Genomic DNA, 20,951 nt, shown 5'->3' with positions numbered 1-20,951 from the left:
GGATGTGAGAATTAAATCTTTCCGTCCATTTTATCTTTAAGAGCTTGTAAAGCGTCGTTAGCATCACCTAAAGTTGGTTTTGCTTCTGCTGCTTGAGCTTCTTGCTTCTTAACAGCTGCTTTTACGTTTGCAGCTTCCTCTTCTCTAAAAATAGCAGTATGAGAAGCAACTACACGTTTAAACTCTTTATTAAATTCAATGATTTTGAATTCGGCAGAATCTCCTTTACCTAGTTTCTTTCCATCTTCTTTTTCAAGGTGACGAGAAGGAACAAAAGCAACGATATCTTCGTTAAATTCAATAGTAGCACCTTTATCTACAACATCAGCAATTTCTGCTGTATGAACTGTATTTAAAGCGAATTCAGTTTCGTACTTATCCCAAGGATTTTCTGTAGTTTGTTTGTGACCTAAACTTAATTTACGTCCTTCTACATCTAATTCTAGAACTACTACGTCTAACGTATCTCCTACGTTACAGAACTCACTTGGATGCTTAATTTTCTTAGTCCAAGATAAATCGGAAATATAAATTAATCCGTCAATACCTTCTTCTAATTCAACAAAAACACCAAAGTTTGTAAAGTTACGTACAATACCTGAATGCTTAGAGCCTACAGGGTATTTAGAAGTAATATCAGTCCATGGATCTGGAGTTAATTGCTTAATTCCAAGAGACATTTTACGATCTTCTCTATCTAAAGTTAAGATTTGAGCTTCCACTTCGTCTCCTACTGATACGAAATCTTGAGCAGAACGTAAATGTGTAGACCAAGACATTTCAGATACGTGAATTAATCCTTCAACACCTTCAGCTACTTCAATAAATGCACCGTAATCTGCAATTACAACTACTTTTCCTTTTACTTTGTCTCCAACTTTAATGTCTTCGCCAAGAGCATCCCAAGGATGTTTGCTTAATTGCTTTAAACCTAATTGGATTCTTGATTTATCTTCATCAAAATCAAGGATAACTACGTTTAATTTTTGATCTAACTCAACAATCTCGTTTGGATGGTTGATTCTAGACCAAGAAAGATCTGTAATATGGATTAATCCATCGACACCACCAAGGTCGATAAAGACTCCGTAAGAAGTAATGTTTTTAACAACACCTTCTAATACTTGTCCTTTTTCTAATTGACCAATAATTTCTTTCTTTTGTTCTTCAATATCAGCTTCGATAAGCGCTTTATGAGAAACAACAACGTTTTTAAATTCATGGTTAATTTTAACCACTTTAAATTCCATTGTTTTGTTAACATACTGATCGTAATCTCTAATTGGTTTCACGTCAATTTGAGAACCTGGTAAGAATGCTTCAATTCCGAAAACATCTACAATCATACCACCTTTAGTTCTGCATTTAACGAAACCATTAACGATTTCACCATTATCATGTGCCGCGTTAACGCGATCCCAAGCTTTAATAACACGAGCTTTTCTGTGAGATAATATTAATTGTCCTGTTGCGTCTTCACGAACGTCGATTAATACTTCTACTTTGTCTCCTACTTTTAAGTTTGGATTGTAACGGAATTCGTTTAAAGAAATAACACCTTCAGATTTTGCGTTGATGTCAATAATAGCATCACGATCTGTAAGATGAATAACTATTCCTTCAACAACTTCATCATCTAAAGTGTCAACGAAATTTTCTGTTACTAATTTTTCAAATTCTTTTAATTGAGAATCTCCAACCTCATCAATTCCTTCTTCGTAATTGTGCCAATTAAAGTCCTTTAAGAATTTTTCTGGGTTTGCTTGAGCCTCAGATATTACTGGAGCTTCTACTGTTTGCACTTCAGTTGCTTCAACTGTGTTTGCTTCAGTTGCTTCAACCTCTGCTTGTTTTGCTTTTTCAGCCATTTAATAAAGATTAATAATGCTTTTTACAAGAGCTTTAACTCTGTGAATATGTAATAACATTATGTTTTGTATTCTGTAATGTTTCAGAAAATTTAAGCAAATAACACACAGAAGTGTTAATTTAAATTTGTTTTGTTCCCTTTTAATTTCTGACTCTCTGCTAAAAGGAGTGCAAAATTAATGATTTTGATTAAAATAACCTAATGTATTTTTCTAAAAATTAAAGCTTTAGTTGTTTACTTTCAACTTAGTTTCAACAAGTTGTAGTATTTTGTTGAATTGTTGATCTAAAGTCATGTGGGAATTATCTATTTCTACAGCATCTTCTGCTTTAAATAAGGGAGAATCTTTTCTGTTTGAATCCATATAATCGCGTTCTTGAACATTGTGTAGTACCTCTTCAAAAGTGACGTTTTCACCTTTTGAAATCAGCTCTTGATACCTCCTATTTGCTCTGGTTTCAGCCGAAGCCGTCATAAATATTTTAAGTTCGGCATTAGGGAAAACAACCGTTCCAATATCTCTACCATCCATAACAATCCCTTTATTCATACCAAGCTCATGTTGTTGCTTTACAAGTTGTTTTCTCACTTCAGATACTTTGGCAACCTGACTAACAAAGCTAGATACTTCTAATGTTCTGATCTCTTTCTCGACATTGGTTCCGTTAAGATACACTTCTGAAAAACCTAAATCTGGATTGAATTTAAAACTGACCTCAACGTCATTTAGACGGTGGATTAATGCTGTTTTATAAAACCGATCTTGATTTATAAATCCCTCTTGCATAGCAAACCAAGTAACTGCGCGATACATGGCGCCTGAGTCCACATAAATATATCCTAAATGTTTGGCTAATTGTTTGGCGACGGTACTTTTTCCTGTAGAGGAAAACCCATCGATTGCTATGGTAATTTTATTCATGTTTATTATTTGAAGTGGCAAAATTACTTAAAATCTCCAAGGTAGTAAAAGAAAAATATGGATTGGTTCAAAAACAACTTAGAAACCCATAAATTTAATCAAATAAAGTACTTATAACTGCAGCTCACTTTAGACACTCCAAGTACTTTTAGCTCTAGCCACTCATAACTTTAGGCACTCCAAGTACTTTTATCTCTAGACACTTAGCGCAAATCCAATTGCAAACCAAAAAAGCTAGCATTGGCCGCACTTGTATATCTAGCATGTGTAAAACTAAAACGAAGTTTATTAAGTTTCAATCCGAAACCCGCTGAGATTCCTGAGAAATTTCGTTGATCAATTATTTTTAGTTCTTGACCTCTTCTAAAATTATAACCCAATCGGATGTTAAATGCACCTTCTGGGAAAATTTCAGCACCAACAATGGTATGGTTTAATACATTGTCGAAGAAACCTACTTTTTCCTGAGTTTGATTGCCTTCTAAATCGGTTTCTGCCCTTGATGGATTTGACACAGAAATAGGCCATTTTTGTAAATTCTCAAAAGTTAAATGCCAACGAATGGGAACATGTTCTAAGGTTTGCGACATACCAAAAGCTATTTCTAAAGGTAAAGGCTCGTTCAAGCCTGCATAGGTTGTAATTTGTACTCCCGCATTTCTAACAACCAAAGTAGCTTGAAATTCAAGCTCCTGGTTTATATAAATAAGTCCAGCGTCTATGGCTGCTCCAAAGGAATTATATTGTTCTAATTTGGAGGTTATCAATTTAATGTTTCCTCCTACATAAAAGTCGGAATAACCTAATTGTGTAGCATAACCAAAAGAAAGTGCGGCTTCATTACCAGTAAAAGAGCCTGTGGAGTTTCCATCTTCGTCGTAACCATCAAAACTTCCATAGTTAATGTAATTCACACCCATGTGGAAGGTTTGTGTACGTCTATCCCAGGTATATGCATAAGCAGCTGTTCCGTAACTAATACCTCCTAAATAACTGGTATAATTAAGTGCTAATTGATTGTCCATTTCTGGATTTATAGTAGCCGGATTGGTAAGACCTTGAGTTACATCATAATCGACATTGGTAAAGACTTTTCCTCCTAAGGCTGCTTGTCGCGGAGACGAAACCAGATTAAGAAACTGATAAGTTGTTTCACCACCAACTTGAGCAGAAACAAAAGTGCTGATGAGCATTATAAAAACTATCGTAATTTTCTTAAACATACATATAACGTAACGCGATCTATCTTTAAACGGTTGCAAGTATAATTTATTTTTAAATGATAAAAAAAACCTCGAATATAAATTCGAGGTTTTGTTTCATTTTAAGGCTAACCGACTTAAAGTTTCTTCGCATTTACTACTTTTTGATTGGTAATTGCTATTTTAACAACTTCGCTCATCTCTGAAACATAATGAAACGTCAAACCTTTTAAATATTCAGGTTTAATTTCTTCTATATCTCTTCTATTGTCTTCGCAAAGTAGTATTTCTTTAATTCTAGCGCGTTTGGCAGCTAAGATTTTCTCTTTAATTCCACCAACAGGAAGCACTTTTCCTCTTAAAGTAATTTCTCCGGTCATAGCAAGGCTCTTCTTTACTTTTCTTTGTGTAAATAAAGATACCAAAGAGGTCAACATAGCAACCCCTGCACTTGGTCCGTCTTTAGGAGTTGCTCCTTCTGGCACGTGAATATGCACGTTGTATTTTTCAAATACATCTGGGTCTAAATTCAAATCTGTGGCATTGGATTTAATATATTCCATGGCAATAGTTGCCGATTCCTTCATAACCGTTCCAAGATTTCCTGTTATGGTCAAGGTGCCTTTTCCTTTGGAGAGAATAGATTCTATAAATAAAATATCTCCTCCTACTCTAGTCCAAGCCAATCCGGTAACAACACCTGCTACATTATTGTTTTCGTATTTATCACGTTCTAATTTTGGTCCACCTAGAACTTCAATAATATTTTCGTTTGAAATTTTAATATTATACTCTTCTTCCATGGCAATACTTTTAGCAGCATAACGAACCATCTTTGCTATTTGCTTCTCCAAACCACGAACTCCAGATTCTCTAGTATAACCTTCAACTATTTTTTCCAATTGAGGTTTTGCTATTTTTAAATGCTCATCTGTTAAACCGTGTTCTATTAATTGCTTTGGAAGTAAATGGCGCTTGGCAATTTCCACCTTCTCTTCAATAGTATAACCGGTAACATTAATTATTTCCATTCTGTCCAACAAGGCTGGTTGAATGGTTGATAAACTATTACAAGTAGCAATAAACATCACTTTTGACAGGTCGTAACCCATTTCTAGGAAATTGTCATGAAACTCGCTATTTTGCTCCGGATCCAACACTTCCAACATGGCCGAAGACGGATCTCCTTGATGTGAGACTGAAAGTTTATCTATTTCATCTAAAACAAAAACCGGATTAGAGGTTCCTGCCTTTTTAAGACTCTGAATAATACGTCCTGGCATAGCGCCAATATAGGTTTTTCTATGTCCTCTAATTTCAGCTTCATCTCGTAAACCTCCTAAAGACACACGTACATATTCTCTACCTAGAGCTTCGGCAACCGATTTGCCTAAAGAAGTTTTACCCACTCCTGGAGGTCCATAAAGACAAAGAATTGGCGATTTCATGTCGTTACGCAATTTAACAACAGCTAAATGCTCTATAATTCTTTGTTTTACATCGTCTAAACCGTAATGGTCTCTATCTAAAATACGTTTTGCTCGTTTTAAATCGAATTTATCCTTACTGAAATGATTCCAAGGTAAATCCAAGAATAAATCTAGGTAATTACGTTGGATGGAATATTCTGCAACCTGAGGATTCATACGTTGCATTTTAGCAATTTCCTTATTAAAATGCTCTGCCACTTTCTCGTCCCATTTTTTTGATTTGGCACGGATTTTCATTTCCTCCAATTCTTCATCGTGACTAACTCCACCTAGTTCCTCTTGAATGGTTTTCATTTGTTGATGAAGAAAATACTCACGTTGCTGTTGGTTCATATCACTTTGAACCTTTAACTGAATATCATTTCTTAAGGCTAATTTCTGAAACTCAATATTCATATACTTTAAGGTGGCTAATGCTCTTTCCTTAAGGTCGTTTATTTCTAATAAAGATTGTTTTTCTTGCACCGAAAGATTCATGTTAGACGATACAAAATTTATTAAAAACGAATTGCTTTCAATATTTTTAATAGCAAAAGAAGCTTCACTCGGAATATTAGGGCTGTCTCTAATAATTTGAAGCGCTAGATCTTTAATAGAATCTATAATGGCCTCAAACTCTTTGTTTTTAACGGCTGGTCTTACTTCAGGAACTTCGCTAATAGTAGCCTTCATATAAGGTTTTTCAGTAGTTACTTTATCTACTTTAAACCTTTTCTTCCCTTGAATAATTACGGTTGTATTACCATCTGGCATTTTTAAAACACGTAAAATCCTAGCTACAGTTCCAGTTTCATGGATGTCTGCTGCCGTTGGATCTTCTATATCTTCGTCTTTTTGAGCTACCACGCCAATAACCTTGCTCCCTTTATTGGCATCGTCTATTAACTTAATGGATTTATCTCTCCCAGCAGTAATAGGAATAACCACTCCAGGAAATAAAACCGTATTTCTTAAGGATAGAATAGGTAAGGTATCTGGTAATTTTTCGTTTGATATTTTTTCTTCGTCTTCAGGTGTCATTAAAGGAATTAATTCTGAATTTTCATCAAACTCCTGAAATGACAAACTGTCAAGACTAAATAAATCTCTTTTCTTCATATTTATTATTAAGTCATTCTGTCATTAATATTCTTAAAAACAAAATATCCATCTTATTTTATATATTTCAACTATATGTTAAAATTCTGATTACTAACCAATTAGTTAATAAAAAGAATTTTAACTCTATTTAAAAGTTCAATTAATATGCCATACTCCATATTCCCTCCAAAAAGTTTAATTCTTTCTATATAATATACAAAACATATCATTTCTTTAAAAAAAATAAAATAATTTTATGCAAACTGTAACAGTTTAACTTTAATTACATCTTTATACTAACAAACCGTTTTATTTGTCACTAACCCATCAACATATTGAACAACTGATTTCGCTCTGCAAATCTGGTAACCAACTTGCGCAGTTGGAGATTTACAACAGATATTACAAAGCGATGTTTAATGTAGCTTATAGAATTGTAAAAGACCGTTTTGAAGCTGAAGACGTTATGCAGGAAGCTTTCCTTTTAGCATTTACAAAACTAGAAAGCCTACAAGATGTTTCCACTTTTGGAGCTTGGTTAAAACGAATTGTTATTAATAATAGTTTACATCATTTTAAAAAGAACAACAAATATGAAACCGCCTCTTTTGAGGATGTAAAATATAAAATTGAAAGTGAGGACCAAGGAATTCCAATCGATTACGAATTTACAAATTTAAAAGCAAAACAAGTACTCGAAACTTTAAATACCTTAAAGGAAAACTATAGAATTACCCTAACTCTACATTTAATTGAAGGATACGATTACGAGGAAATTAGCAGCATTTTAAACATGAGTTACTCTAACTGCAGAACCACAATTTCGAGAGCTAAAGAAAGTTTAAGACAAAAACTAATGCCCTTAACATCGAATTAAAACAAAAATTATGAACACAGATAACATAAACAAACTGTTTGATGATTTAAAAGACACCTTTGATGTTGAAGCGCCAAACTCTGGACACAGCAAACGCTTTTTAGATAAATTAAATAACCAATCCAATCTGGTAGAAATCTCTAAAACTTCTAAAAGAATACGCCTTTGGAAACCTTTGTCTGGAATTGCAGCAGCTCTTCTTTTGGTTATGACCTTGGTTTTAGCGAATAAATCCAATAATGAAGTTCGGGATTTGGCAAATGTATCTCCTGAAATGGAAAAAACACAAAGCTTTTTTACCAACACTATTTCTGAAGAATTGAAAATGCTTGAAAAAGCATCGAATCCTGAAACCAAAAAAATTATTAACGATGCTTTAGTTCAAATTAAAAAACTAGAGGTTAACTATGAAAATCTACAAGTGGATTTAACCAAAAGTGGTGATGATAATCGGGTGATTTTTGCCATGATAAAAAACTTTCAAAACAGAATAGATATTTTACAAAATACGCTAAAACATATAGAAAACATAAAGCAATTTAACCATGAAAACAATACAAACATATAAACTCCTTATGCTTTTTTTACTGATTCCTATTATTGGTTTTGCTACCATCGACCCTAAAGTTGATTCAAGCATTAAAGAGAAGCATACCAAAGAGAAAATTATTAAAAAATCTTTTCATGTAGCTTCAAATGCCATGCTGAAAATCAATAATAGTTATGGAAACCTAGACATAGTTACTTGGAATGAAAACAGGATAGAAATTGTTGTTACCATTACTACAAAAGGAAACGTCGAGGATAAAGTACAGCGCAAATTAGATGATATTTCTGTCGATTTTACCGCAACAAACAATCTGGTTTCTGCAAAAACCATTTTCAACAAAACCAAGTCAAACTCATGGTGGAACTGGGGCACAAGCAACAATGTAAACATGTCTATAAATTATGTGGTTAAAATGCCTATTACAAATTCGGTCGATTTAAGCAACGATTATGGCAGCATTAATTTAGGAAAACTTGAAGGTCGCGCCATTATAAGCTGCGACTATGGAAAAATAACAACCAAAGAACTTATGGCAGATAACAACAGAATAAGTTTTGACTACACCTCCAATTGCTATTTTGAATACATTAAAAGTGGAGAAATAAATGCCGATTATAGCGGATTTACCCTTGCCAAAGCAAAAAACATCAAACTAAATGCAGATTATACCTCGTCTATTATTGAAACTGTGGAAGACATTAATTATGAATGCGATTATGGCTCGGTAAAAATTAATAGAGCAAATAACATTACTGGAAATGGCGATTATTTAACCGTTGTTATTGGAGATGTTTATAAGAACGTAAATCTAGAAGCAGACTATGGTTCCATAAAAATTGGAAATCTAACCAAGAATGCTGGAAATGTAACTATAGATTCAGATTATACAGGAATTAAAATTGGTCACGCATCAGATTATCATTTTAATTTTGACATCCATTTGGAATACGCCTCATTAACCGACAGTGGCTTTCAATTCAATAAAAAACGTGAAGAATCTGGAGAGAAATACTATTCTGGATATTATGGATCTTCTAACTCGAGCAATTTGATTAAAATAGAATCAGATTATGGAAGTGTTTCATTTTATAAAAACTAATCAATAAAAACTATAACTTATGAAAAAACTCATTCTAATTGCAGCTGTACTCCTATCTTCTTACGGATACGCACAAAAAATTAATGGAAATGGAAATATTAAAACCCTTACTCGAACTACTGGAGACTATGATGGCATTGAGTGTTCAGGTTCTTTTAATTACATTCTGGTATCTGGAACCGAAGGCACAATAACACTTGAAGGCGAAGAAAACCTGTTGGAATACATTATTACTGAAGTAAAAGGAAACAATTTGATTATTAAGCAAAAAAATAAAGTAAACCTTAGACCGAGTAAAGGTGAAACTATTAAAATAACCATTCCATTTAAAGATATAACGAATGTGTCTCTAGCTGGTTCTGGAGATTTAAGGAATAAGAATGTTATTTCTGCTTCCAATTTTGAAGTGTCTTTAGCAGGTTCAGGAAATGTAACCCTAAATATTGAAGCAGAAAACGTAAAAAGCAGCTTGTCTGGATCGGGAGATTTAACTCTTACAGGTTCTACAAATAATTTAGAAGTGAGTGTTTCTGGATCGGGAGATTTTGATGCGTCTAAATTAGAATCCAACCACACAGATGTGTCCTTAACTGGTTCTGGAGATGCTGATGTAGTGAGTAAGCTTTCTTTAAAAGCTAGAGTTAGTGGTTCTGGAGATATTGAATATAAAGGAAATCCGGAGCAAAAAGATACCAAAGTGACTGGTTCTGGAAGTATTAGTAAAGACTAAATGAAAAGAAATTTAATAGTAAAAGGCGACCAAAAATGGACGCCTTTTCTTTAAACCGTAGCTTTCTATTACTAAGAAGTTAAAAACTTGAAATTCAGCTTGAAATAACCACATAAATCATGTAGTTATTTTTATATCCTTTAAAGTCTATTCATAATTGTTACCGAATTTATTATTGTAGTTGTCTCTGCTCCAGATTGATTTATTGTAACTTCTTCAAATTGTACCATTTTCAATGTTTGTCCTCCATTACTGAAAGTAAATTGAATGGATTGTCCCTCACTGTATTCAGATGTATCTACACCTTCAAAATCAAATTCAAAAAAAGCACCGTCTGTAGTCAACGTATTTCCATTTGTAGTATATGTGCCCGATCCCGAAACATCCGAATATGTTTCTGTTACATTTTGCATCTCAACACCATTAAATAAAGTAATTAAATGCATAGAATAATTTCCAGAAGTTACAAAAGCACTTTCGGTAAAAGATACAATATAATCCATGTCTACTCCTACAATCTCATTATTTGAGATGCTTGTTTCACCCATAAATGTCATGTTTGTTGTTGTTTGGGTTTCAAAAGATATCGTTTCCCAATCACCAACAAAGGATGAATTATCTCCACCTCCCGTATTATTTGAATTATTGGATTGATTTATTATTCCACTATCAATTGGTTCATTATCACAAGCCGTAAACGTGATAAAAAAGATTGAAAACGATAAAATTGTAAAAGATTTAAGGTATTGTTTCATGGTATAAAATTTAAATTAGTATGTATTATTATTTAATTTTGTTCTTGTCTTGGCACCCGAAACAATAAAATAATGCCCGCTAAAAAGAAGACAAATAAAACTAAAATAGCATTTCGCATGCTTCCTGTTACTTGATCGATGGTTGCAAAAATGATCATTCCGATAACGATGCCTATTTTTTCGGCCACATCATAAAAACTAAAGAAAGAGGTGGTATCCTGTGTTTCTGGTAAAAATTTGGAATAGGTCGATCTAGCCAAAGCCTGAATACCTCCCATAACCAAGCCTACAAAACCTGCAGTAATATAAAAATGAATCGGTGTAATTACAAAGTATGCAGCAATACACAAGGACATCCAGATGATATTAACCACAATTAGCGTTTTAATATTTCCAAATTTCTCAGAGGCTCTAGAAGTTAAAATAGCTCCTAAAATAGCTACTACTTGAATGACTAAAATACTAACAATTAAACCCAAGGTTTTTTCGCTATCGTCTGCCCAAGCAATTTCCTCTTCTCCAAAATAAACGGCTATTAACATAATAGTTTGAACCGCCATACTAAACACGAAAAAAGCTAATAAATAGCGTTTTAGCCTTAAGTTTTGCTTTAACTGTCGCCAAACTTGACGCAGTTCCCTAAATCCGTTAAGAATGACATTCCTAGTTACTTTTTCACCATTTTGAACTCCTTTAGGTAATACATAAAACGTGTATTGACTAAATAAAATCCACCAAACACCAACCATAACAAAAGACCAACGCATCATTTCCATTTTGGCTTCCCCTGTTTCCTGGCTCATAACCATAGCCAAATTGATAAGTAGTAAAATAACACTTCCAACATAACCTAAGGAAAATCCCTTAGCACTTACTCTGTCCTGTTGCTCTAGAAAAGCAATATCTGGTAAATACGAATTATAAAAAACCAAACTTCCCCAATATCCAATCAAACCCATAAAGTAAAACAACAAGCTTATATAAATATGATCTAGACTAAACCAATACAAACCTATACATCCAAGACCACCTACGTAACAGAAAAATTTCATGAAACTTTTCTTGTTTCCTATATAATCTGCAATTCCGGACAATAGTGGTGACAAAAAAGAAACAACCAAAAAAGTAAAAGCGGTAACGAAAGTTATTAATGCCGTACTTTTAAAGTTAAAGCCAAAAGCGTTGACTTGTTTAATTTCACTTAAAAATAGCGCCGAATAAAATATAGGGAAAATTGAGGATGCAATAGTTAGGGTGTATACTGAATTTGCCCAATCGTAAAAAGCCCAAGCATTCAGTAGTTTTTTACTTCCTTTTTGAAGTTTTGCCATAAAGTTTTTTTAAATAAAAAAAGCTGTTCGTAAAATAGAACAGCTTCGAAAGTAAGTAAATATTTTAAAAGATTCCTTCTTAAAATTTAGTAATTGGTCTAAATGAAGTGACTCCAAACTTTTTAGCTTCAGCAACAGCCATCGGAACCAATGAGGTAATTTCCTGAATTCTAGTGTCGTTAGATGGATGCGTACTTAAAATTTCTGGCGGTGCTCCTCCTCCACTATTTGCTTTCATTCGTTTCCATAATTCGGCTGCTTCACTTGGATTATAACCTGCAATTGCCATTAAAATTAAGCCAATTTTATCAGCTTCTGTTTCATGGCTTCTACTAAAAGGCAACATGACTCCTACTTGAGAGCCTATTCCATAATATTGATTAAAAGCTGCCCTGTCGTTATCATTCTGAATAGCAATATTTCCAGCCAAGGCAACTCCTTGTTGAATATAATCGGCACTCATACGTTGTTGTCCATGGTTTGCAAGTGCATGCGCAACCTCATGCCCCATAATGGCAGCAACCCCTGTTTCACTTTGTGCAATTGGAAGAATTCCTGTGTAAAAAACAATTTTACCTCCTGGCATACACCAAGCATTCACGGTTTTATCGTCTATTAGTTTGTATTCCCATTTATAATCTTTTAAATAACCTGCATAGCCATTTGCATTTAGCCAACGTTCTGCAGCAATGGATATACGTTGTCCAACTCTAGTTATCATTTCAGATTGAGAAGTTCCAGTTACAACCTTACTCTCTTTAAGTACCTGATCGTATTGCTGAAAAGCTGTTGGGAATAACTGTGAATTTGGTACCAAAGCCATCGTTTGTTTACCCGTAAACGGATTGGTTGAACAAGCCGTTACCAATAATAGGAAAACCAATATACCTGTTATGTTTCTTAATTTCATTTTATATGTTTTATCAGACTCCAAAAATACAAAAATCATACCTTAGTTAAAATATGACATAACATTGTTTTAAACAATTTTGTTATGATGTTCGTAAAGTTAACAATAGTTTTACGACTGAAAGAGCAACAATCCAAAATAATTTTAATCCAAATGAAACTATTTATAAGTCTTCTGTTAGTAATTAGCATGCAAAGTTGCATGAGTCAAGAAAATAAAAAAACGAGCCATAAAAACGCGTTTGAAGTAACGAAAACAAATGCTGAATGGAAAAAGGAATTAAGTCCGAAGGCGTATTATGTTTTAAGGGAATCTGGTACCGAAAGAGCTTTTTCCAGTCCATTAAATAACAATGAGGCTGAAGGTGTTTATGTGTGCGCTGCCTGTAAAACTCCTTTATATAAAAGTGAAAGTAAATTTGATTCTGGCACCGGATGGCCAAGCTTCGATAGAGTCATTACTGGAAATGTGGCGTTTTCTAAAGGTGGAAACGGGTATATGGGCATAGAAGAACATTGTGCCACTTGTGGTGGACATTTAGGTCATGAGTTTGACGATGGCCCAAAAGAAACCACTGGAAAAAGACATTGTATTAATGGCGTAGCATTAAAGTTTATTCCAAAATGATAGATTTTTATTGATGTGTTCATTGTTCAGTAAACAGTTTGTTGATTAAGTTTAGAATTTGAAACTTGGAATCTGGAATTTAGAACTAGCCATTTTAACTCTCATACCCAAAAAGTATATTTTCTATGCCATCACATCTATTTTCTCAAACATCATTTGTTAAATGAAATTTACTTTTTGTACCTTCGTAGCTTCAAAAAACGACTAAAAAATATACGATGAGTAAATACGATATTATTGTTCTTGGAAGTGGCCCTGGTGGCTACGTGGCTGCTATTAGAGCATCTCAGTTAGGTTTAAAAACAGCTGTAATTGAAAAAGAAAGCCTTGGTGGTGTGTGTTTAAATTGGGGATGTATTCCAACAAAAGCCCTTTTAAAATCTGCCGAAGTTTTCGAATATTTAAAACATGCTGCCGATTATGGCTTGTCTGTAAAAGAATTCGATAAAGATTTTGGAGCCGTTGTAAAACGCAGTCGTAATGTTGCTGAAGGCATGAGTAAAGGTGTTCAGTTTTTAATGAAAAAGAACAAAATTGACATCATTGAAGGTTATGGAAAACTAAAAACTGGAAAGAAAGTCGATGTTGACGGAAAAGAATATAGTGCAGATCATATAATTATAGCAACTGGAGCTCGTTCTAGAGAACTTCCAAGTTTACCGCAAGATGGTAAAAAAGTTATTGGATATAGAGAGGCTTTGGTTTTAACCGAACCTCCTAAAAAAATGATTGTGGTTGGTTCTGGAGCCATTGGTGTGGAGTTCGCTTATTTCTACAATTCCATGGGTACAGATGTTACTATTGTGGAATTTTTACCAAATGTAGTTCCTGTTGAAGACATTGATGTTTCTAAGCAATTAGAAAAGAGCTTTAAGAAAAGTGGAATAAAGATCATGACTTCTGCTGAAGTTACTAAAGTAGACACGTCTGGAAGTGGCGTAAAAGCAACTGTAAAAACAGCTAAAGGCGAAGAAGTTCTTGAAGCTGATATTATTTTATCTGCAGTTGGAATTAAATCCAATATAGAAAACATAGGTTTAGAAGATGTTGGAATTGCAGTTGATAGAGATAAAATATTAGTCAACGATTATTACCAAACAAATATCCCAGGATATTATGCCATTGGAGATGTTGCGCCTGGTCAAGCTTTGGCTCACGTAGCTTCAGCTGAAGGTATTTTATGTGTTGAAAAAATTGCAGGCCTAAATGTAGAAGCCTTAGATTATGGAAACATTCCTGGTTGTACGTACGCTTCTCCTGAAATTGCCAGTGTTGGTTTAACCGAACAACAAGCAAAAGATAAAGGCTACGACATTAAAGTTGGTAAATTTCCATTCTCTGCTTCTGGAAAAGCAAGTGCTTCTGGAGCAAAAGATGGTTTTGTAAAAGTAATTTTCGATGCCAAATATGGCGAATGGTTAGGTTGCCACATGATTGGAGCCGGAGTAACAGATATGATTGCCGAAGCCGTTCTAGGTAGAAAACTAGAAACCACAGGACACGAAGTTTTAAAAACAGTGCATCCACATCCAACCATGAGTGAAGCGGTTATGGAAGCTGTTGCTGATGCGTATGGTGAAGTGATTCACTTGTAGTAAATAAAGTCACTAATAAAAACAATAAAGTTCCGGAATATTCGGAACTTTTTTTGTTGTATAGAATTTGGAAAGAATCTGTTCCTTGGGAAGGATTAAGATGAAAGCAAGAAGCTTTGTATGGCTAACTCATAACTTTGCAAACCAAAACCAACAATAACTCCTTTGGCATAGGGTGCCACATACGATTTATGTCTAAATTCCTCACGCTCAAAGGTGTTCGAAATATGCACTTCTACAACCCCTGTTTCAATAGCTGCTACAGCATCTCCAATTCCAACAGACGTATGTGTATAAGCTGCAGCATTTAAAATAATTCCATAGTGCGAATAACCAACTTCTTGAAGTTTATCGATAATTTCTCCTTCTATATTAGACTGGTAATGCTCCAAATTAACTTGAGGGTATTTTGCCTTAATGGTTTCAAAAAACTCATTAAATGTCAGACTCCCATAGATTTGGGGTTCTCGTTTTCCTAATAGGTTTAAATTTGGTCCGTTAATGATGATGATTTTTTTCATCTTATAGATTTGTATTTTGGTTTATAGTAAAGGTATCAAAAACTAAGGCATAAAAAAAACCGAAACACAAAGCTTCGGTTTTTATTTTTATGAGTTACGGATTAGAACATAAATCCAAGTCCAACTTGCCAAACGGCATTTTTTGCATCTATATTCTCCAAAATGGTATCTTCCTTAAAGATGTTTGTTAAACCCAAGTTATAACGACCATTTACAAAAAAGCCATTATCGAACTTATACCCAGCGCCAATGGCTAAACTGGTGTCAAAATCCTTGATATAAGAATCTTCCGGATTAATTTCTATGTCACCTCCATCTGCGTTAGGTTGAAAATCAAGTTCTTCGTGAATTTTAAATCCAAATTGAGGTCCTACTTCTACACTCAAACCCTTAACCAAATAAGCTTTTAATAAAATTGGTACTTGAATATAATCTAGTTGATATTCTACGTTTTCATTTGTATCAAAAATATTATCTTGATCTATTTCCTTTACATCAAAACCTTGGCCAGAGTACATAACTTCGGGTTGGATTGACAATCTTTCTGTTATTGGGATTTCGGCTAAAACCCCTACATTAAAACTGGTTCGTGATTTAGCATCGTTAATATCGTCTCCAGAAATTGTAGCAGAGTTGACACCTCCTTTAACACCAAATTGAACAGCTTTGGAATCTGCTTGCGCAAACATGCCGCTCATACTAAAAATGACTAATCCTGTAAATAAAACTATTTTTTTCATGTTTCTTGTTTTTAAGGTTAACATACTATTTACGTCATGAATTTCCAATACAGACGTGCTGTTAACAGTATTTAACAAGAAAGCAAGCACATTTAACAAGATATTATAATAAAAAAACCGAAGTTAGTAGCTTCGGTTTTCATTCTAATATGGAAAACATTTAGTTTAGATTTACTGTAAAGCCTAGGTTAAATGCCGAGTAATAAAAATAATAATCGCTAATTCCAATATAATTAACGTTCAATTGGAATTGATCATTTAAATTAAAACCAAACATCGGTCTCCAGTAAAAACCACCATCGTAATAATTGTTATTAAAATTATCTTTTGCACTTGTTACAGAAAAGGCATAACCTATATTAGCACCAAATACCAACCGTCTGTTAACATTAAATCTGGCTGCTACTGCTGCAGGCACATATTGAAAGTCTGGAGTATTAAAATTCCCATAAATAGGACCAACATAATAACTGTCTCCAAAAGCCTGTCCATATCCTGTGGCTAAGCCTATATTAAAGGCCTGGTTTACTTCAAATAAATAATTAGCATCTATCGAATAAGCAAAAGAGAAATCATAGCCATCATAATTTTCATAAGGAAATCCGATACTTCCTCCAATATTAAAACCAGCTTGAGCATAAGTAAACGCACTGAACAAGGTAGCTACCAATAGTGTTAAAACTCGTTTCTTCATAAGGTTTGATTTTTTATTCAATTAAATTTATTTCGAAAATGTGTGTTCAGAAAAAAACCGAAGTCAAACTTCGGTTTTTAAATATTTTAATAGTAATTATATCTGATTTTTTAGAATCCAAATTCAACTCCAAAATTGAATGAGTTAAAACCATTTCCAGTTACATATGTTCCTCCATAGTATGAGTCTCCATAATCAACACCTCCTGAAATACTTTGGAAAGATGCAATTAATGAAACAACTCCTAAATCGAAACCAAATTTTGGTCTGGCATAAAAACCTGATTTTGCATCACCTGATACATTAACACCAACACCAAGATCTAAGCCTCCAAAAAACTTATGGTCTGCAAAGTAATATCTCGCAGAAGCAGCAATAGGAATAAAAGAAGCATCTTTATAATTTCTAACAAGATAATTACCATTGCCATAATTATAGTAGGTATAATCGCCATCTGCAATAAAATGCGTGTAACCAACTAAGCCCCCAATTTCTAAATTGTCTATAACTTCAAACAAATAAGCGCCATCAAAACCGAAGTTAAAGGCAGCAATATCACTTGCAGTACTTAATGGCAATCCAATATTCGCTCCCACATAAAAGCCACCATTTTTGGCTTTATCTGCAAAATCGTTTTGAGCATTCATTGAGGTTAATCCGAAAACTGCTATTGCAGCAAATAAAAACATTTTTTTCATAGTCTATTGATTAATTAATTAATTAATTAAGGTATTTAATTGTCGTTATAAATATAGTTAAATAATTTATTCCTTTTAACATTTCAATCTTTTTTATAAAAATAAATTTATGAAAAGGAAGGCAGCCTTTTGCAGCACTCTTCTTTTTAATTATCCATTATTAAAAGCCAAAAGTCTTATTTCTTAATAATTTTAAAAGACTTCAAATTCCCACTTACAGTGGCTTGTAACACATAGGCACCTGGACTTAAATTTGAAAAATCCAAAGTGGCATTCATGGTTCCAGGTTTTAAATTCAATACCTCCTGCCCGAGCAAGTTGATTATTTTTACCGAATCTATAACTTGTTTGGCATTGATATACAACAAACCGGTTGTTGGATTTGGATAATAATTGAACTGACTTAAAGCAAATTCATCCACAGATAAAGGTCCGCACGTAACATCTGCTGCCCAACCTGTTTGATTAAAACTACCATCGGATGTAAATACAAAAGTTAAAGCTCCAGAAGCATCCGTAGAGGTAAAAGACATCCCAATGGAGAGCAAACTACCTGGAACGGATGGTGCGCTACCATCGCCGCTTTCTTCTCCACAAAGGGTTTGAGCCAATACTGGAGAACCTGTATTTGGACCATTGTAAATGGTTAAGTAATCCCAGCAGCCATCTTGAGCTCCGTTTCCAGTAGAAGTTTCTATATCTACATATGTAAACGTTACAGTAACGGCTTCTCCAGAAACATCGGGTGCAATCGTAGTTGTTGTACTTTCATTCGCTGAATAATTTCCAGAAACCCCACCTGAATCTACAAAAACACCTCCACAGGTAGGTGGTGTTATTTCGGTAGTAAAGGTGTTAGAACTAGCCGACGACATCCCATCGGCATCACAATCTGCAATAATATATGCGTTATAAATAGTGTCGGATAATAAACCCGTTGCCGTAGCCGTATTTGTTCCAAAAGCGACATTTTCAGTATATACAGGAGTTCCTGTTCCAGGATCGTCTCCATTATTGAACACACTAAATACATACCCATTACTAGCATTTGCAATTGGGCCCCAAGTGTAAGTTGCAGTGGTATCTGTATTAATTGTATTTGTGAATGCCCCAGGAGTCACACAAGTTGGTGGCGGACCGCAAGTAACATCTGCTAACCATCCCGTTTTTTGAACAATATCATCTGACGTAAATACAAAGGTTAAAGCTCCTGAAACATCTGTAGAGGTAAAAGACATACCAACTGAAAGGACACTACCTGGCACCGAAGGTATGGTTCCTCCTCCACTTTCTTCACTACAAAGTGTTTGGGCCAAAACAGGAGAAGTTGTATTTGGTCCGTTATAAACTGTTAAAAAATCCCAACATCCTCCTTGGTTTCCACTACCAGTCGAACTTTCAATATCTACGTAGGTAAAAGTTACCGTTACCACATCTCCAGAAACATCAGGTGTAATAGTTGTTACGGTATTTTCATTTGGCAAGTAAGGTCCTGAAGCACCACCAGCATCTGCATAGGTTCCACCACAAACTGGAGGTGCTACCTCTGTTTCGAAACTCTTCTTAATGGCATTAGACATCCCATCATCATCGCAATCTGCACTTATATACGCATCGTAAATGGTTTGAGGAGCCAATGGACTAGCTGTCGCCGTCAATGTTCCCGAAGGAATATTTTCAGTATAAACAGGTGAATCTACATCAGGATCGGAACCCGAAGTGAAGACATTTAACACATAGCCATTTGTTGCTCCAGTTACAGCATTCCAGCTAAAAGTCGCCGAATCATACGTGACCGTTCCAACCATAAAATTTGTAGGATCTGGACATGAAATATCTAGAGATAATTCAAAATCGAAGGCATTGGCATTATTAGCATCGTCCCATTCTATTAAATACGTGGTTCCACTTACTACAGGAACAACTAGCGTCGATGTGTTATTTGCTCCAGAATTATCATCGGAAGCCATACAAGCTAAGCTTGTACAATTGTTGTTATAAACAGACACTCTGGTATCTATTCCTGTATTGGAAGTCAAGTCGGAAGTAATGGTCAGACTCCCTGAATGCGTTGCCGTATAAGCATACCATTCGGCATTTGTGGCGCCTGCTAGGCACACATTGGATGCGCCTCCAGCACTATTGGAAGGTCCATTGGAATTAATAACACCTAATCCAATGGTTATAGCATCGTCGCAAATAAAATTATTATCAATAACAATAGGGCCATCAATGACAAACATTCCCAATTCGGCAGCATTGCTATTTACGGTCCCAATGGCTGTTGCTGTTCCCGTAGTGACATCTAAGGTGTAAATATTATTCACACCTCCTCCAATATAACCAGCCATATATAAGGTATTGGTTACTGGATCTACATCTGCTTCTTGGGCAAAGGATATATCCACACCCAAAGGTCCAACTAAGGTAGCAGCACCTGTGGTTGGGCTTAGGGTATATAAATTATCGGTAGAAATATCCGCCATATATATAATACCCGCATTATCAATAGCGATCCAAATAGCCAAAGGGGTACCTGTATTTCCAATAGTAGTTAAAACACCTGTGCTTAGATTTAAGGTGAACAAGGTAGATGTAGCTCCATCCGTAGTAAGCGCATACATGGTAGAGTTCACTGGATTCCATGACAATCCGGAATAAGAAACTCCCGCAGCTGCTCCTGTAAGAGGGGCTACAACTGTTAGAGAACCTGTGTCTGGATCTATTGACAGTAAATTGGCATTGGTGGTTTCCAATGCATACAAAGTACCTGTCACATCAAAATCGGAAGCATAAATATCATTTGGGATTAAGGCAACTTGATTGATATTAAAAGGTCCAGTTAATGGAAAACTTCCATAAATTCCATCATTTCTAACATCTAAAGCGTAAACATCTCCAGTGGCCCGGAATGTGTTATTAGACAGTTTTGAAGGTTGATAATACTCTTTCAGAATTTGTTTCTCTACATCGTTAAGTAAACCAGCTGGTTCCCTTAAAGCCAAATTATCAACAGATTGTAGCTTGTGTAATACGTCTCTTACTGCAGTAGGGATTTGGGATTCTCTAGTTGTTTGTGCATTCACCGACGTTAAAATCAATAAAAATGCAAAGGAAAACAACGTTTTAAGTATGGTGTTTTTCATAAAAAAAGGATTGATTAATATCTAAATTTACAAAACTAAATTATTTTATCAATCCTTTTTTTTAAATAAGTCACATATAACCAACCAATTACGAAACATTTACCTCCATAGAAA

18 protein-coding genes are annotated in these 20,951 nt (G+C 34.6%); 6 read left to right on the top strand and 12 right to left on the bottom strand.

All coding sequences use genetic code 11. From position 1 onward, the window contains the following. Positions 1-11 precede the first annotated feature (11 nt). The 4 genes from rpsA to lon all read right to left on the bottom strand — a co-directional run bounded on the left by rpsA (position 12) and on the right by lon (position 6,582). Entirely contained in the window at positions 12-1,868 is a 1,857-nt protein-coding gene (rpsA, locus tag VKY47_RS06405; RefSeq protein WP_324311347.1) for a 30S ribosomal protein S1, read from the bottom strand. A 228-nt stretch (positions 1,869-2,096) separates the two neighbouring features. Further along, positions 2,097-2,792 (bottom strand): (d)CMP kinase, encoded by a 696-nt coding sequence (gene cmk, locus VKY47_RS06400; protein WP_324311345.1) that lies wholly within the window; start codon positions 2,790-2,792, stop codon positions 2,097-2,099. Positions 2,793-2,995: 203 nt separating this feature from the next. Further along, complete coding sequence (gene porQ / locus VKY47_RS06395; RefSeq protein ID WP_324311343.1) at positions 2,996-4,015, bottom strand: type IX secretion system protein PorQ; 1,020 nt, start codon at positions 4,013-4,015, stop codon at positions 2,996-2,998. A gap of 116 nt (positions 4,016-4,131) precedes the next feature. Further along, positions 4,132-6,582, bottom strand: coding sequence for an endopeptidase La (gene lon / locus VKY47_RS06390; protein WP_324311341.1), 2,451 nt, complete (start codon positions 6,580-6,582; stop codon positions 4,132-4,134). 295 nt (positions 6,583-6,877) lie between these two features. Here lon and VKY47_RS06385 point away from each other — a divergent pair, with 295 nt between their 5' ends. Genes VKY47_RS06385 through VKY47_RS06370 form a run of 4 tightly spaced genes read left to right on the top strand, consistent with a single transcriptional unit; the run spans position 6,878 to position 9,820 of the window. After that, positions 6,878-7,441 (top strand): RNA polymerase sigma factor, encoded by a 564-nt coding sequence (locus VKY47_RS06385; protein ID WP_324311339.1) that lies wholly within the window; start codon positions 6,878-6,880, stop codon positions 7,439-7,441. 10 nt (positions 7,442-7,451) lie between these two features. Then, the gene (locus tag VKY47_RS06380) at positions 7,452-8,009 is read left to right on the top strand and encodes a hypothetical protein (protein ID WP_324311337.1); all 558 of its coding nucleotides are present in this window, start codon (positions 7,452-7,454) and stop codon (positions 8,007-8,009) included. Beyond that, the gene (locus VKY47_RS06375; protein ID WP_324311335.1) at positions 7,987-9,090 is read left to right on the top strand and encodes a hypothetical protein; all 1,104 of its coding nucleotides are present in this window, start codon (positions 7,987-7,989) and stop codon (positions 9,088-9,090) included. The genes VKY47_RS06380 and VKY47_RS06375 overlap by 23 nt, the downstream gene beginning before the upstream one ends. Positions 9,091-9,109: 19 nt before the next feature. After that, positions 9,110-9,820 carry a head GIN domain-containing protein gene (locus VKY47_RS06370; protein ID WP_324311333.1) on the top strand — a complete coding sequence of 237 codons (711 nt, stop codon included), beginning with the start codon at positions 9,110-9,112 and terminating at the stop codon, positions 9,818-9,820. 140 nt (positions 9,821-9,960) lie between these two features. Here VKY47_RS06370 and VKY47_RS06365 read toward each other — a convergent pair whose 3' ends face one another. From VKY47_RS06365 to VKY47_RS06355, 3 genes are all read right to left on the bottom strand, one after another. Then, complete coding sequence (locus VKY47_RS06365) at positions 9,961-10,575, bottom strand: hypothetical protein (protein WP_324311332.1); 615 nt, start codon at positions 10,573-10,575, stop codon at positions 9,961-9,963. 32 nt (positions 10,576-10,607) lie between these two features. Continuing rightward, a complete protein-coding gene (locus VKY47_RS06360; protein ID WP_324311330.1) occupies positions 10,608-11,906 on the bottom strand; it encodes an MFS transporter in 1,299 nt (432 codons plus the stop codon). 79 nt (positions 11,907-11,985) lie between these two features. Further along, a complete protein-coding gene (locus VKY47_RS06355; protein WP_324311329.1) occupies positions 11,986-12,816 on the bottom strand; it encodes a M48 family metallopeptidase in 831 nt (276 codons plus the stop codon). Between the two features lie 153 nt (positions 12,817-12,969). Between VKY47_RS06355 and msrB the strand changes: the two genes are divergently transcribed. Then, positions 12,970-13,443 carry a peptide-methionine (R)-S-oxide reductase MsrB gene (gene msrB, locus VKY47_RS06350; protein ID WP_324311373.1) on the top strand — a complete coding sequence of 158 codons (474 nt, stop codon included), beginning with the start codon at positions 12,970-12,972 and terminating at the stop codon, positions 13,441-13,443. A gap of 218 nt (positions 13,444-13,661) precedes the next feature. Continuing rightward, positions 13,662-15,038, top strand: a complete 1,377-nt coding sequence (lpdA, locus tag VKY47_RS06345; RefSeq protein ID WP_324311328.1) for a dihydrolipoyl dehydrogenase — start codon at positions 13,662-13,664, stop codon at positions 15,036-15,038. 95 nt (positions 15,039-15,133) lie between these two features. Here lpdA and aroQ read toward each other — a convergent pair whose 3' ends face one another. The 5 genes from aroQ to VKY47_RS06320 form a co-directional block, all read right to left on the bottom strand. Beyond that, the gene (gene aroQ, locus VKY47_RS06340; protein ID WP_324311326.1) at positions 15,134-15,559 is read right to left on the bottom strand and encodes a type II 3-dehydroquinate dehydratase; all 426 of its coding nucleotides are present in this window, start codon (positions 15,557-15,559) and stop codon (positions 15,134-15,136) included. A 101-nt stretch (positions 15,560-15,660) separates the two neighbouring features. Continuing rightward, on the bottom strand, positions 15,661-16,299 hold the full coding sequence (locus VKY47_RS06335) for a porin family protein (protein ID WP_324311324.1): 639 nt from the start codon (positions 16,297-16,299) through the stop codon (positions 15,661-15,663). Between the two features lie 160 nt (positions 16,300-16,459). Next, positions 16,460-16,993, bottom strand: coding sequence for an outer membrane beta-barrel protein (locus VKY47_RS06330; protein WP_324311322.1), 534 nt, complete (start codon positions 16,991-16,993; stop codon positions 16,460-16,462). A gap of 110 nt (positions 16,994-17,103) precedes the next feature. Further along, positions 17,104-17,691, bottom strand: a complete 588-nt coding sequence (locus VKY47_RS06325) for a hypothetical protein (protein WP_324311320.1) — start codon at positions 17,689-17,691, stop codon at positions 17,104-17,106. 176 nt (positions 17,692-17,867) lie between these two features. Further along, positions 17,868-20,837 carry a DUF4394 domain-containing protein gene (locus VKY47_RS06320; RefSeq protein WP_324311318.1) on the bottom strand — a complete coding sequence of 990 codons (2,970 nt, stop codon included), beginning with the start codon at positions 20,835-20,837 and terminating at the stop codon, positions 17,868-17,870. Between the last annotated feature and the right edge of the window lie 114 nt (positions 20,838-20,951).

It is taken from the genome of Xanthomarina sp. (genome assembly GCF_035306705.1).
GTDB lineage: Bacteria > Bacteroidota > Bacteroidia > Flavobacteriales > Flavobacteriaceae > Xanthomarina.
This window is presented reverse-complemented; position numbering and strand designations above follow the sequence as displayed.